Source organism: Shewanella waksmanii ATCC BAA-643 (genome assembly GCF_000518805.1).
Lineage (GTDB): Bacteria > Pseudomonadota > Gammaproteobacteria > Enterobacterales > Shewanellaceae > Shewanella > Shewanella waksmanii.
In genome coordinates, this window is the sequence record NZ_JAEH01000001.1 from 261,802 (window position 1) to 277,192 (window position 15,391).

The window sequence follows — 15,391 nt, forward strand, 5'->3', positions numbered from 1 at the left end:
GCTGTGCGCTTCCCATCAAAGATTCGAAAGAGATACGATTATGAGAATTAAAATGAATGCAGTTGCCGCCGCAACTGCCATGTTTTTAGGCACCCTATCGAGTGCAGCTAATGCAAATTTGGTTATTACTGAGTACATCGAAGGAAGCAGCAACAACAAAGCCCTTGAGCTTTCTAACGTAGGCTCCAGCGCCATTGACTTAGATGCTGCAGACTATAAATTACGTCGTTACAACAACGGCGGTACCGATGCGGGCGCAACAGAAACCTTGACCGGAACCCTAGCAGCAGGTGAGAGCATTATCTACCATAATGGTGGCGCTGCTGATGAATTTAAAAAAGGAATTGAATCAACAATTACCTATTTCAATGGTGATGACACTTTGGTTCTAACCAAGGATGATGTTGTTATTGACCGCTTTGGAAAATTAGGTGAAGACCCTGGTTCAGCATGGACCGATCCTAACAATGCCGACTTCTCTAGCGCTAATAAAACTTTACGCCGCAAAGCTAGTGTGACGACAGGTGATACTGATGCAACCGCAGACTTTCCAAGTGGCGATCAATGGCTAGTGTTTGATACTGACACTGCGGATGGTCTTGGTTGCGCTGGTGAAACAGCTTGCAGTTCAACCGCAACTCCCGGTGTACTGCTGCTAACTGAGTACATCGAAGGCAGTAGCAACAATAAAGCGATTGAAATTTCCAATATTGGTGGTACTGCCATCGATCTCGATGCCAACGTCTATAAACTCACGTTATTTGGTAATGGTAAAACTGAGCCTGGTAATACCGAGATCTTAACGGGCATTTTAGACCCAGGTAAGAGTACCGTATTCCATAACTCTGGTGCCGCTGATGCATTCAAAGTGGGTAATGCTTCTACTGTCACTTACTTTAACGGTGATGATGCATTGGTATTAACCAAAGATGATGTCGTTATCGATCGCTTTGGTAAGCGTGGCGAAGATCCGGGCTCGGCTTGGACTGATCCAAATGATCCTAGCTTCTCTACCGCCAACAAGACACTTCGTCGCAAAGTTAGCGTCACTGCTGGTGACACAGTCGCAGAAGCCGATTTTCCTGGTGCCAATAACCAGTGGGCTATGTTCGATGTAGACACGGCTGACGGTCTTGGCTGCCCTGGAGAAGGAGCCTGTGATGGCTCTGTCACACCTCCTGAACCAAAGCCTGAAACAGGCCCTTGCTCGGGTTGTGAAACACTCACTCCGGTTGCGGATCCGGCAACGTTTAATGGCGAAATCTACTACTCAGATATACTCAGTGGTGACTTTGAAACGGCCAATGACCTGAAGAACGCTCTATCAGCGATCATTGCAAAAAATCATAAGCAACTAACCTATAAGCAGGTTTGGAGCACATTGACCTATGCAGACCAAGATCCTGCCGATGATAAGAATGTTATTGAGATCTACACTGGTCACTCTATTTCCAAATACGACAACCAAACCAGTGGCAGTGGCACCGGCAAGTGGAACCGCGAACACGTTTGGGCTAAGAGTCATGGTTTCCCTAGCGAATCTCAATGGGGATATACCGATGCTCATCACCTTCGCCCTGCGGATCCAGGTATCAACACTGCACGAAGTAATAATGACTTTGGTGCCTGTAAAGATACAGGGGAAGAGGTGCTATTTAATGGTGTAGGCACAGGTAACTATCTGGATAAAAGCATCGATTGCTGGGAACCTCGCAATGAGGTCAAAGGTGATGTCGCTCGTATGATCATGTATATGGATACTCGCTATCAAGGTACGGATACTGCTACGACTCAAATGCCAGATCTCGTTGCCGTCGACCGATTAACGTCGACAGAGGAAGATAGCGCTCCATTGATTGGAACACTGTGTACGCTATATGCTTGGAACCAATTAGATGCTGTTGATACCTACGAGCAAAATCGAAATAACCAAGTTTATAAATACCAAGGCAACCGTAACCCGTTCATCGACCGTCCGGAGTTAGTACAGCAAGTCTATGGCGCAGTCTGTGGTGACGATCCAAATCCAGGTTTGGTCGCCGAAGGTGATATCGTCGCGCCTGAAAGTGTCGATGAGGGCGTTGCATACACCCTAGATGCCTCAGCAATCAAAGCTGACGAAGGCGTAGCCCTTAGTTACAAGTGGGAACAGGTTGTTGAAGACAACAAAATGGTTATTGGCAATGAAGCGATCTTGCCTCTAACAGCACCACAGGTAACAGCTGACGAGACGTTAAATTTCATTTTGACCATCAGCGACGGTACATTGGAAGCCACCAAAGCGGTTAGCCTGACCGTGACTAATGTACCTTTAACACTGACAGTGGAATTTACTGGTACCACTAAAGTTATCGAAGGTGATACAACCACGATTACCGCCGAGGTTACTGATGCGCCGGAAGGGATTCAATACAGCTGGAAACAAATATCTGGAGAGTCAGCAGAATTTAGCGCGACAGGTCTTGTACTTGAAGTCATTTCACCTAATGTCAATATAGACCAGGAACTTGTGTTTGAGCTCACGGCAACGGTTGATCAAGAAAGCTTCAAGCAAACAGTAAGTATTGAGGTGACAAATACCGAAGAATCAGGTTGGACTAAGCCAGATGGAGCGGGTAGCTTAGGAGGACTAATGACTCTGTTGCTACCGTTAATGTGGTGGCGTCGCCGCCAAGGCTAATCATCAGCTAAACCTACAAAAGCAGCACCAGAATCACTCTGTGTGCTGCTTTTTAACGCTGCCTTTCCCCTTTACCAATGTGCTTGACTATTAAAACTAGTCCACTCGGTGAGTAGCAGCGCTTATCTGAATAATATTGAAGGATTACTATGAATACTTCACTCCCATTTTCTAGCCTCCTTCTCGCTGGCTCAGCTATTGCTCTCACCTTAACTTTGAGTGGCTGTGGCAAAGAAAAAGTAGAAGCCACGCCCAAATCAACTGCCTCTATTTTATGTCAAGCTGCCGGTGATGACTGTAAACGTTTCACCTTGCTGCATACCAACGATCATCATGGTCGTTTTTGGCAAGGCTCAAGAGGTGAGTACGGAATGGCTGCTCGAAAAACCATTCTTGATCAGATACGTAAAGAGGTCGCAGAACAAGGCGGAGAGACAATACTGCTCTCTGGTGGCGACATCAATACTGGTGTACCAGAGTCTGATCTCCAAGATGCCGAGCCAGATTTTATCGGCATGAACCACCTAGGTTATGATGCTATGGCTGTGGGCAACCATGAATTTGATAACCCATCAATAGTCATGGATAAGCAAAGAAGTTGGTCAAAATTTCCTTGGTTGTCAGCCAATATTTATCACCAAGTTGATGGCCATTGGCAGCGTTACTTTGAACCCTACAAGCTATTTGAGGTTCAGGGGTTGAAACTGGCTGTCGTTGGCCTGACGACCGAACATACCGCTGAAATAGGTAATCCAGAATACGTTGCAGGGCTAAAATTCACCTCAGCTCAAGTTGAAGCGAAAAAAGTCTTAGCTGAGCTTGAACAGCTGCATAAACCGGATCTTGTTTTCGGGCTTACCCATATGGGCCACTATGAAAATGGCAGACATGGCAGCAATGCTCCCGGTGATGTAGCGCTTGCTAAAAGCCTCGAACCTGGTCAAGTGCAAGCGATTATCGGTGGCCATTCACAGCTCCCCGTATGTATGGAAGCTGACACTGGAGAGTATGTAGAAGATTATGGCCGAGATGAGCCTTGTAAACCTGATCAAAAAAATGGCACATGGATCATGCAAGCTTACGAATGGGGAAAGTATGTTGGTCGCGCAGATTTTGAATATTATGATGGCAAACTACATTTAGCAAACTACCAGCTAGTACCTGTTAATACAGAAACCAAATTTGGCTCCTATTATCCGCCTCATATGATGACGCCAAAAGATGAAGAAACGCTAGCATTGCTTCGTCCTTATCAGCGAAAAGGTCAACTTAAGTTAAGAGAACAAATTGGCTTGGCTAAAGCAGAATTTAATGGAAAACGAAAAGTCGTTCGTTACCAAGCTACGCCGCTAGGGATAATGATAGCCCATGCTCAAACCCAACTCCCTGTGCCTGCCGATTTTGGCATCATGAACTCAGGAGGTATTCGCGCCTCGATCAAAAAAGGCCCTATTCGCTATCGAGATGTACTCAAAGTGCAGCCTTTTTCTAACAGTGTGACAGTGACTGAGATGAAAGGTGCAGAACTAAACAAGTACCTTGCCAAAGTTGCCCTTAAGACTCGAGGTTCAGGTGGTTTTGCCCACTTCAGCGGCATTAACATGACCGTCGACTGCAAAGCTAAAGAGGTTGATATTAAAACGATTGCAGGCAAACCATTTCGAGCAACTGATACATATCGTTTTACCCTTCCTAGCTACAATGCAGCAGGCGGTAATAAGCACCCTAAACTCAAGGGCAAAGCGGTAGACACCGGTTTTATTGATGCGGATATGCTTTATCAATTCATCAAGCAAAATGGCACGCTAGATCCTGGCGACTATAACAAAACCAAAGAGGTACGCTACATCAACTCAAGAAGCAGCAAAGGCTGTGGCCGTTAGACTTATTTTTTAAGGTAAGCTTAAAACAAGCAACAGTGCTCAAACTATCAATTGAGCACTGTTTTTATATAGCCATCGTGCAACCACTCATTATTAGAGGTGCCATGTGACTAAACAGATATTAAAGTCGATCCAACCTTTAGGACAAACTCAAATAAAGCATCAGCGTAAAGCGACAATATGTAACATGGCACATTTTAATAAACGACAACACCATTGCAGCCTAATAATCAAAGCCAATTTGTGCTTTAACCCCAGCTTCAAACGCATGCTTGATAGGCTGTACTTCACTGACGGTATCCGCCAGTGCAATAATCTCGCGATGACACGCGCGGCCAGTAATAATCACATGTTGCATCGGCGGGCGGTTTTTCAACGCGGCCAGAACGCGCTCAAGTTCGATGTAGTGATAGGTCACCATGTAAGTCAGCTCATCAAATAGCACAATATCGATGCTGTCATCTTGCAATAATTTCTCTGCTGCTTGCCACGCAGCTTGGGCCGCTTGGGTATCTTTTTCTCTGTCTTGGGTTTCCCAGGTAAAACCCGTGCCCATCACATGGAACTCTACCCCAACCTGCTCCAGCACTTTGCGCTCGCCGCAGGGCCAGTTACCTTTAATAAACTGCACCACGGCTGCTTTCTTGCCATGGCCTACCGCGCGGGTGATATTGCCGAAACCTGCGGTAGACTTGCCTTTGCCGTTACCGGTTAATACCAATAGCACGCCTTTTTCTGTTTGCGCTTTGGCGATTTTGGCATCGACGCCCTCTTTAACCTTTTGCTGTCTCGCTTTATGGCGCTCAGCTTTCACTTTATCGCGTTCGCTTTGGCTATCATTCGTTGTTTGATTGCCTTGTTGATTGTCTGCGCTCATGGTCCCGTCCTAAATGGAGTCATTATTTTTGTTACTACTCACCAGTAATGATGGCTTCAATTGCCGCCATGTCTAAATGGCGACTGATGCCATCGGCAAGTCGTTGTAATTGCATTTCACGTTGTTGGCTAATATCTATCGCCTGCACCTTTTGCATACCCGCCCATTGCAGTAACAGTTGACCCGCTTGGGGATGATCAAATAGGCCGTGCACATAGGTACCCAAAATCTGGTCATCATCACTGAGGCACCCCTCAAAAAATTCACTGGCGGTATCAGTACTGAGTATCAATGGTTGCCGAGGTTGATTAAGCAGTTGTGATTGCCCACAGTGGATCTCATAACCTTGCAATTGCGCTTGCTTACCGTCTAAGTGCAGTTGGCCGCTAACCTGTGTCAGGCATTTATTGGCCGTTAATGTGGTCACTATTGGCAGTAAACCTAGCCCTTCAGACTCACCAGCTGTACTTTCAATGCCTAAAGGATCGTCAATCGCTAAGCCTAGCATTTGATAACCACCACAAATGCCCAGTACTTTGCCACCATAGCGCAAGTGCCGCTGTATCGCTTTATCCCAGCCAAGCTGTAACATCACCGCAAGATCTTCACGCACATTCTTACTGCCAGGCAGAATAATCAGATCGGCCTGAGGCAGTGACTGCCAGTCGACTTGCTGCTGTGCATGCACATATTGAAACTCGACGTCGGGGTTAAGCCGCAATGGGTCAAAATCGGTGTGGTTGCTGACGCGCGGCCAGACGAGGACTAACACTTTAAAACTGGCGGCTTGTTTGGCTGGCACGTTATCGATGGCATCTTCTGCATCAAGATGAAAATCGTTGATATAGGGCAGCACCCCGAGTACCGGCTTTTGGGTGTATTGCTCTAGCCAGTCAATCCCCGATTGCAGCAAACTTATATCACCGCGAAAGCGATTAATCACAAAGCCTTTCACTCGCGCTTGCTCCGATTCCGATAATAGTGCCAGCGTACCCACCAAATGGGCAAATACCCCACCTTTGTCGATATCAGCAATGATAATCACCGGGCAATTCACGTGTTCAGCAAAGCCCATATTGGCGATATCGCCTTCACGCAAGTTGATTTCGGCTGGGCTGCCCGCGCCTTCCACCAGCACACATTGATATTGCTGCTGTAAGCGAAACAATGACGCCTCGACTGCCGCCATCGCTTTAACTCGATAGCCTTGGCTGTCTTTACCGAAATACTCAGCGGCTTCCATATTGGCTAACGCTTTGCCATGAATGATCACCTGTGCTTGGCTATCGGAACTGGGTTTAAGCAAAATAGGATTAAAGTCGGTGTGCGGTTTCACTCGCGCAGCGATGGCTTGTAAGGCTTGGGCGCGGCCAATTTCGCCGCCATCATCGGTCACAGCACTGTTTAACGCCATATTTTGTGGTTTAAATGGCGCGACTTGCCATCCTTTATTGGCAAAGTAGCGACACAACCCCGCCACCAAAGTGGTCTTACCCGCATCGGACGCGGTCCCTTGAACCATTAATATGTTTTGCGCGACTTTTCTCTGTTGTTGGCTCATGTTCTGCACCGCTCATGCGCCTGCTGCGCAGATTTGAGCACTTGAGCAATACCTGCGGTGACCAATACCACCTCATCGGCTAACTCGGCCAAGGCTTGATGCAACCAACCGGCTTGATCGACAAATTGTCGGCTCAACGGATCTGCTGGTATCACCCCCGTGCCAACCTCATTGCTTACCAACACCACATCTCCCGGCAGTTGCTGTAAAGTATTAAGTAATTGCGCTTTGATAACCGCGTAATCACTTTGCTGCATCAGGTGATTTGTCAGCCACAAGGTTAAACAGTCCACCAGCACAAAATTGTTTGCCGTAGCATGGGTTTCAAGACTGGTCGATAAATCCAGTGGGCTCTCAATAAGCTGCCAGGCTATACCATCGGCCGCGCGCTCATCTTTATGGCGGCTAATACGTTGCTGCATCTCATCATCAAAGGCTTGTGCTGTCGCAATAAAAACACAGCACTTGCCCTGCCCACTCGCTTGATTGGCAAGTTTTAGCCCATATCGAGATTTGCCACTGCGCGCGCCGCCCAATATTAAAGAGATCATGCCAGCACCACCAAGATAAACAGGTAAATGACCAGCTCACTCACCTGTTGAGCTGCGCCTAACGTATCCCCAGTATAGCCGCCAATTTGGCGCTTAAAGCCCCAAAGTAAGATGAATCGCGTTAGCCCTAAGCAGACGATGAGTGATAAGTAGTGTTCAAGCGGAGATAACCACAGCACCGCGGCACCCGTGGCGAGTAATATGCCAAGCTCATTGGCAGTCTGGCTGCTCGCTAGCGGCTTACTTTTACTTTGAGTGTCGCGCACATAGGTCGCTGAAAAGATCATACTGGCCGCCAACATACGACTTAAACAATGTCCCACAACCAAAGCAACGGCAACAAAGTAATCATCAATGAGCGCGACTTCGGTCAACAACACAAATTTGGCCAGCAAGGCTAACACCAACGCCAGTGCCCCATAAGTGCCGAGACGTGAGTCTTTCATGATGGCAAGTTTATCGTCAACCGTCCAACCACCACCAAACCCATCAGCGGTATCCGCAAGGCCATCTTCATGAAAGCCTCCGGTAGCGATCACACTCATCACCATCGCGGCAACGATGGCGATAGATGCCGGTAGCCACTGGGCCAGCAATAGATAAGTAAACGCACTAATTAGGCCAACAACGATCCCCACTGCGGCAAAATAACGACTGGCTTGATTTAGCCGTTCTGCATCAATGGTGATACTGGCAGGAATAGGGATACGGGTAAAAAAGCCAATAGCAATTAAAAATAGCTGCAACTGTCTTACTAGCATAACCTACTCCGATTAGCTGACTGGCGGTTGTTTAGTATCAATCTCTATGCCCATGTCATCGAAGCTTGCCATGTCATTGAAAAAGCTCGCCGCAGCCTCGATAAGTGGCAGAGCTAACGCTGCGCCCGTGCCTTCACCTAAACGCATCCCTAAGTTAAGTAGCGGTCTAGCTTGCAAAAATTCCAGCATCAGTAAGTGACCACGCTCATCACTTTTATGGGCAAACACCATGTAATCACGGCAATTTGCATTGATCTTTATTGCCATTATCGCCGCCGCGCTTGCGATAAAGCCATCAATTACCACCACCATGTTTAATTCTGCCGCCGCAAGTATTGCCCCGGTCATTTGTACAATTTCAAATCCGCCCAGCGCTGCCAGTAGCTCAATGGGATCATCAAGGCTGTCAGAGTGAATGCGTAGTGCTTCTTCAATGAGGGCTTGCTTGCGCTTTAAGGTCGCCGCATCAATGCCGGTACCACGGCCAACACAATCGGCCACAGGAACTTGCAATGCCGCGGCCATAATCGCAGCCGCTGACGACGTATTACCGATGCCCATCTCACCAAAACCAAGCAGGTTAGTCCCCTGTGCATGGTGGTGTGCCACACGGGCTTTAGCCATAGCAAAACCTTGCTTTACTGCGCCAATGGTCATGGCGGATTGACGATGAATAGGATTGGTTCCAGCACCCAATCGTTGATTGATAAGCCCAGGCATATCTAATGGCTGCGCAATCCCGCAATCAATGACTTCCATTTCAAAACCACTTTGACGACAAAATGCATTGATTGCCGCACCACCCTCTAAAAAGTTAACCACCATCTGAGTGGTCACTTCACTGGGCACAATAGAGACGCCCGATGCCGCAATGCCGTGGTCACCGGCAAAAACCAACAATTTAGGTCGATGAATACAGATAGGATCCCCTAAAATTTGTGCCAGTTGCATGGCCAGACTTTCAAGCTCTCCTAAGGCGCCAAGGGGTTTGGTTTTATTGTCGATTTTATGCTGAATGGTCTCATCTTGCTGATGGTCAATGGGCTTGATTTGAAACATGTTTTTTCCTATTAAACTCAAGGTCATTCGTTATACTTATCATTATTTTTAGCTTTATTATTGGAACTATTGCTAGCGTTTACTGGCTAAGATAAACAGAAAGAAACCACTGCCGATCACCGCGGTAATGATGCCAATGGGTAGCTCTTGATAGCTCAGTAAACTACGTGCAATCACATCGACCCATATCATGAATAAACCCCCTACTAAGGCTATGGTTAGCAGCGCAAAGCGGCCGGGCATCAACATTCTGACGATATGTGGCACCATTAAGCCAACAAAGCCAATACCACCACAATTGGCGACGAGCACTGCGGTTATCAATGAACACAGCAACAACATGCCAACCCGCAAGCGCCCCACGGCAATGCCCAAGGTGTGAGCGGTTTCATCGCCAGCTTTCATTGCCATCACTTGGCGCTTAAACAACAAAATAATCAAAGTCGCACCCACCACAGTTAACACAGGCAAACCCACATCGGCCCAGGTGGCTTTGGCAAAGCTTCCTAGGCTCCAAAACAGTACAGATGCGGCGGCCTGTGGACCACTGAAATACAATAGTAGGCTGGTCATGGCGCCAAACATAAACGAGATGGCGACACCGGATAGCAGCATACGCTCCACCTGAATACTTAACCTGCCACCACAAAATGCCATCACTAATAACACAGATAATACCGCGCCAATAAAGGCGCCCAATGGCAAACTTAGCCAGCTGAGCTGCGCAGCTAGCTCGCTTTGCCCCTGCAGCGTTATCACCACCACGGCGCCTAGGGAGGCACCGGAGGAAATACCAAATAGGTAAGGATCGGCCAAAGGGTTTCGGGTCACGGTTTGCAACACAGCACCGGCGACGGCCAAGCCCGCCCCGGCAGCAAAAGCAAGCACAATACGCGGCATACGCAGTTCCATAACAATCCGCTCAGTGACACCAAAGTGACCCGTATCTCCGCGTAACTGCGCCAGTATCATTTGATAGACTTGGCTAAAACTAATGTCAGCCGCGCCAAAACTGGCCGCGAGCATCGGCGTTAGCGTGCTGGCTAACATAATGGCCATTACCATGAGGCCGAAATAAAGCTGCTTGGGCAAAGTGCGTTTAACTTGCATCATTACCTCCTGCATGGGTTTCACTGGCTTGATAGCCATAGTAGTAGGTAATTTGCGGACGTTGATGCTGTGGATGCGGGGCAACGGCGCAGCAAACCTCAAATACATCACCAATCAATTGCTCGGTGAGTACCTGTGATGGCATGCCCTGTGCGATGCCTTGACCCTGGTTAAGCAGCAGTAATTGATCGCACATCGCACTGGCAAGGTTGAGATCATGAATACTGATCACCACAGTAATGCCTAACGAATGCAGTAACTCAAGGATCTGAATTTGATAGCGGATATCAAGGTGATTGGTGGGCTCATCCAGTATCAACAATTTAGGCTGCTGCACTATGGCTCTGGCGATCAGCGCCCGTTGCTTCTCGCCACCAGATAAGTACTCATAAGCTTGCTTAGCTAAATGGGATAAACCGACTTTTTCAAGGGCCTGCGCAACCGCAAAATGGTCGGCTTGGCTAGTCAGCGACAATGCTGACTTGTGGGGTGTCAGCCCTAACATGACCAACTGCTCGGTGGTCATATCAAAATGCTGTGGGGTATCTTGCAGCACAACGGCCACTTCACGGGCAAACGCCTTAAGAGGGTAATGGCTAATATCTTTGCCAAATAAACAGATTTGCCCTTGGCTGGGAGTGAGGTAGCGGTATAAACAACGAAGTAAACTGGATTTACCCGCGCCATTTGGGCCAATAATGCCTAACATTTTACCCGCAGCAAGCTGCAAGTTGACGCCTTTAAGAATCGTGCGCTCACCCGCATGCCAATGCAGATCAGTTACATTTAGTGCATTATCGCTATGATGTTGACAATCTTGTGCAGGCATCGCTAACTGACTTCCCACTTGGTCACCGTGGAAATGTAGTTGCTGCCAACCGATATAATGGGGTACTTCATTTCAAGCTCCCTCGAGTTACCCGCTCGAGTTTCTTGGCGAAAAGTAAGGCAGGTATCCTGGCTTGCGATAACCTAACGCAGGTTAGCATCGGTTATGGCGTACAGTTGCGGGCACAGCTTGGGCAGGCAGTGAGACTGCTCCCCAATTCCCTATTAAGTTAAGCTTATCTTACCCAGCAACTAGGCCAATAAGACGCTCAACACCTTACTTTCGACTATCGACATCTAGACGGCCAATAGTCTTTAACTGTGGCTATTATGCCGATTTTCAGCCAAGTCGCCAACCTCAGTAGCAAAATGTTGTCTCAGTTCACCCTAGTGACATCGACCTCAATTCACCGACTTAAGCGAAATAGAGCGGATTAGCCATTAGGCCAATGTAGCCGGTAGTGCATCTGACCATCCTCGCCCTGATATAAGGTGATATTGACCACAGCGCCATAGGGGATATCCAGCTGAGAATAAAAACCACTGGCTCGATTAACGCCTAGCGCTTGTGCCATCAAGTGACGTATCACTCCACCGTGGGTTAATAACAGTATGTGTTGACCTCGGCATTGATTGACTATGTGCTCAAAGCCAGTTTGCACTCGCATTTCAAAAGCAGCCATAGTTTCGCCATTAGGTGCAGGGTTTGCCCATGGATCTTGCCAATAGGCTTCAAGTTGCGGCTGGCAAGATTGATATAGCTCATCTAGTGGCTGGCCATCCCACTCGCCAAAGTCAATCTCGGCTAACCCGTCGCACTGCTGATACGCAAGCCCATAACGGCTGTTAAGTTGCTTAGCCACAGACATGCAGCGCTGCCGCGGTGAGCTAAAACACGCGTTTAGTTGCTGCGACTGCATTGCAAGTTTGTCTACCAACTTAGCAATATTGTCGAGCATCAAGGCTTGCCCCTGCGCGCTAAGCGCGACATCGGTAGTGCCCCGTAAAATTTGACCGCCTTGGCACTGACCGTGACGCATTAGATATACGCTGGTTATTTTCATCAAATGGATAAGCTTGTTAATGAACACTATGCACCTAGCCTAACGACTTGGCAGGCGCAGATACAAGCATGTTGATCAACTTTTAACTACAAGCGCCAAGGTTAGATTAGCCAAGTTCTATGTAAACGCTCAGATATCAAAGTTTATTGGCGGTGGCTTGCTGTGATCTTGGACTAATAACCTCGGAAATAAAATATGATAAACCAAGCCTTCATTTGGCGCGGTCTTGATATCCACCTTCCCTTGCAGTTTTTGACTGACTAAGTTGTAAACTAAATGCGCACCTAAGCCGCTTCCGCCCTCATTGCGCTTAGTGGTATAAAATGGGTCAAAGAGATTTTTTACCCCCTCTTCATCTAAACCGATACCATCATCAGCATAGATCAGTTCAACCGTCTCATCTCGTAACTGTGCTTGAATGGTCATCGTGCCGATTTGTTCAGCTTCAAACCCATGCAAAATACTATTCATGATCAAATTCGTGATCACCTGTGACAATGCCCCCGGATAGGTATGGCACATTAAGCTAGGGTCGCAGTCAATCGTTATATGATGGGGTAACTGCTTCAATGTTGGCCGCAGCGATAGTATCACTTCTTGCAAATATTCTTTAAGTAAGAATTGCCGTTGCTGCTCACTAGATTGATCGACGGCAACACGCTTAAAGCTTTGAATTAAGTTTGAGGCGCGGGCATTATTTTTTAAAATAATATCCATGGCCTCAATGCATGTATCAATAAACTGAACAAACTCTTGCTCGTCTAGCTCACCAGCTAGGAACAATCTTTTTAGCTCATTGACCTGATCATTCATATGCGAAGCCGCTGTGACACATACCCCGATAGGAGTGTTGATCTCATGCGCTATGCCCGCCACCATTTTACCTAACGACGCCTGCTTTTCATGCTCTACCAGCTGATTTTGGGTGCGCTTAAGCTTATCCATCGCCGCCTGCCACTCCTCGGTACGTTGGGCAACCAGGGCTTCCATTTTGTCAGAGTATTGCTTTGCCAACTGCTCTTTTTCTTTTGCATAGTTAAGCTGCTGTCGCAGTTGAGCTGGGCTAATTTTCAATTGGGTTAATAGCTGTCTGTAATAGCGAGCAAGTACCTGCTTTTCTGACTTCGAATACAAGTTTGATTGTGTCACAACCATATGTGCCACTGATGCCCCGGTTATCCCGCTCAACAACCGTTCTGTGGCTCGCTCTAAATTGGCCAACTCTTGCACGTTAACCGGATCTTCAACCGACAAGCCCACCTCTAATAAGCACATATCGACTTTGAGTTTGGCTAAATCATCTCTGAGATATTGGCCAAAAATATCGGCAATGATGGTCAATTTGGGGGCTAAGTCGATATCCTGTGGTAGCAACTCAAATAAGGCTTCATTGTCTTCGCCTTTGTCGGCCATGACATCGATAAACTCAGCGCTGTAGCGCTGCTCTTCTGCGGGGGTTTGGCTAAAAAGACTCACCATGATCAACGTCGAAATATTGGCAATTAACGACCAAAAAGTCCCATGGCTAATATGCTGCATTTGCGAGCCAAACAGATGCTCTGGGCGCAACCAATCTATCCCCCACGGACCTGCGGTCAAAATATCTGCCGCTAACCAACCGCTATTCATCAGCGAGGGAAGTAACAAGCAATAACCCCAAACGCTGAATCCTGCGGCCAAACCGGCAATCGCGCCTTTGGTGGTAACCGTTGGCCAGTAAAGGCCACAAATCACTAACGGCATAAATTGTAATATCGCGCAAAATGATAACATCCCCATATTGACCAACATATAGGAGTCGCCAAAAAGTAAATAAAACACCTGACCTGCACCGAGGATCAAAAATACAGCCAGCCAACGACTTTGCAGTAAATAGCGTTTAAATATGGAGTTTGGGAAATAACGTTGCAGGAAAGGCAGTGCAATGTGATTACTGAACATGGTCGATAAGGTCATGCCAGACACCATCAACATCGCCATTGAGGCCGAGAAGCCACCAATAAATACCAACAGCGTCAGCAAGGATTGGCCGGAAGCCATTGGTAAAGCCAACATAAACATATCTGGATTCTGCGGGCCAAGTAACAACAAGCCAGCAGCCGCAATGGGGGTAACAAATACCGTCATCAAGAATAGATATAACGGCAGCATCCATTGCGCTTTTATGACGTGCTTAGCATTGGCGTTTTCAACCACCATAACGTGAAACTGGCGAGGAAGGAGTAAAAATGCTGAACCGGCTAACAACAAATAGCTACACCAAGTCATTAATGCAGGTTTTTGCGCCATCGTTTGTGCCATTTCAGGCAACTGCTGTTGCAGTTGAGTTAATATCGCCAAGGGTGAATCAAACAGGTAAAAACTGACAAATAACCCCACCGCTAGCATCGCAATGAGCTTGACACTGCCTTCAATAGCTAAAGCTAACATCATCCCAGGATGGCGCTCAGTTGGATCTAAATGCCGAATGCCAAAGACAATGGCAAACAACGCTACTCCAGCCCAAATGAACCAAGTCAGTGCTTGATATACAGGCTCGCCACTGTCAATTACGGTGTCTATTGCACCGTTAATTGCTTTTAATTGCAGCGCTAAATAAGGGACTACGCCGACCATAGCCACAACCGATGCCAGCGCCGCAAGCGTGATACTGCGATTAAATCGAGCGGATAGGAAATCGGCAATACTGGTGACATGATAAACTTGCTTAACCAGCAAGATGCGCTGCATCAACGGCCATAGCACCAGCATAACTAAACTGGGCCCTAAATAGATGGTCAACATTAACACGCCAGAGGTGGTCGCAATGCCGACACTGCCAAAGAAGGTCCAACTGGTACAATAGATTGCAATAGATAGCACGTAAACTGACACGCTATTGGTGACTTTCTGCGCGCGTATACTGCCTGATTCTGCCCATTGGGCAATCAAGAATAAAACACCGATATAACCAATAATAACCAGTATCAAGGTAATTGGAGATATCATGTTTTCATACTCCAACTCGTCGCTTCATT

11 protein-coding genes and 1 riboswitch are annotated in these 15,391 nt (G+C 47.4%); of the genes, 2 read left to right on the plus strand and 9 right to left on the minus strand.

Annotated elements, in window-relative coordinates:
- Positions 1 to 40: 40 nt before the first annotated feature.
- Together L865_RS24450 and ushA are read left to right on the plus strand one after the other, a co-directional pair.
- Positions 41 to 2,680 (plus strand): endonuclease, encoded by a 2,640-nt coding sequence (locus L865_RS24450; protein WP_084632435.1) that lies wholly within the window; start codon positions 41 to 43, stop codon positions 2,678 to 2,680.
- 149 nt (positions 2,681 to 2,829) lie between these two features.
- Positions 2,830 to 4,563, plus strand: a complete 1,734-nt coding sequence (gene ushA, locus L865_RS0101235; RefSeq protein WP_028771557.1) for a bifunctional UDP-sugar hydrolase/5'-nucleotidase UshA — start codon at positions 2,830 to 2,832, stop codon at positions 4,561 to 4,563.
- Between the two features lie 223 nt (positions 4,564 to 4,786).
- Here the strand turns inward: ushA and cobO are convergent, their stop codons facing one another.
- The 9 genes from cobO to L865_RS22830 form a co-directional block, all read right to left on the minus strand.
- Complete coding sequence (gene cobO, locus L865_RS0101240; RefSeq protein ID WP_051484371.1) at positions 4,787 to 5,440, minus strand: cob(I)yrinic acid a,c-diamide adenosyltransferase; 654 nt, start codon at positions 5,438 to 5,440, stop codon at positions 4,787 to 4,789.
- A gap of 34 nt (positions 5,441 to 5,474) precedes the next feature.
- Positions 5,475 to 7,001: a cobyric acid synthase gene (locus L865_RS22820; RefSeq protein ID WP_037470266.1), complete on the minus strand. Its 1,527-nt coding sequence runs from the start codon at positions 6,999 to 7,001 to the stop codon at positions 5,475 to 5,477.
- A complete protein-coding gene (gene cobU / locus L865_RS0101250) occupies positions 6,998 to 7,552 on the minus strand; it encodes a bifunctional adenosylcobinamide kinase/adenosylcobinamide-phosphate guanylyltransferase (RefSeq protein ID WP_028771559.1) in 555 nt (184 codons plus the stop codon). The genes L865_RS22820 and cobU overlap by 4 nt, the downstream gene beginning before the upstream one ends.
- The gene (locus tag L865_RS0101255) at positions 7,549 to 8,313 is read right to left on the minus strand and encodes an adenosylcobinamide-GDP ribazoletransferase (protein WP_028771560.1); all 765 of its coding nucleotides are present in this window, start codon (positions 8,311 to 8,313) and stop codon (positions 7,549 to 7,551) included. The genes cobU and L865_RS0101255 overlap by 4 nt, the downstream gene beginning before the upstream one ends.
- Positions 8,314 to 8,325: 12 nt before the next feature.
- Positions 8,326 to 9,372: a nicotinate-nucleotide--dimethylbenzimidazole phosphoribosyltransferase gene (gene cobT / locus L865_RS0101260; RefSeq protein ID WP_157577382.1), complete on the minus strand. Its 1,047-nt coding sequence runs from the start codon at positions 9,370 to 9,372 to the stop codon at positions 8,326 to 8,328.
- A gap of 72 nt (positions 9,373 to 9,444) precedes the next feature.
- Positions 9,445 to 10,482 (minus strand): FecCD family ABC transporter permease, encoded by a 1,038-nt coding sequence (locus L865_RS0101265; RefSeq protein ID WP_425423592.1) that lies wholly within the window; start codon positions 10,480 to 10,482, stop codon positions 9,445 to 9,447.
- Complete coding sequence (locus L865_RS22825) at positions 10,472 to 11,311, minus strand: ABC transporter ATP-binding protein (protein WP_051484372.1); 840 nt, start codon at positions 11,309 to 11,311, stop codon at positions 10,472 to 10,474. Before L865_RS22825 ends, L865_RS0101265 begins: the two co-directional genes overlap by 11 nt.
- Before the next feature lie 101 nt (positions 11,312 to 11,412).
- A riboswitch (cobalamin riboswitch) is annotated at positions 11,413 to 11,574 on the minus strand.
- A 170-nt stretch (positions 11,575 to 11,744) separates the two neighbouring features.
- Positions 11,745 to 12,374: a histidine phosphatase family protein gene (locus tag L865_RS0101275; protein ID WP_028771563.1), complete on the minus strand. Its 630-nt coding sequence runs from the start codon at positions 12,372 to 12,374 to the stop codon at positions 11,745 to 11,747.
- A gap of 129 nt (positions 12,375 to 12,503) precedes the next feature.
- A complete protein-coding gene (locus tag L865_RS22830; RefSeq protein WP_051484373.1) occupies positions 12,504 to 15,362 on the minus strand; it encodes an ATP-binding protein in 2,859 nt (952 codons plus the stop codon).
- Positions 15,363 to 15,391 lie beyond the last annotated feature (29 nt).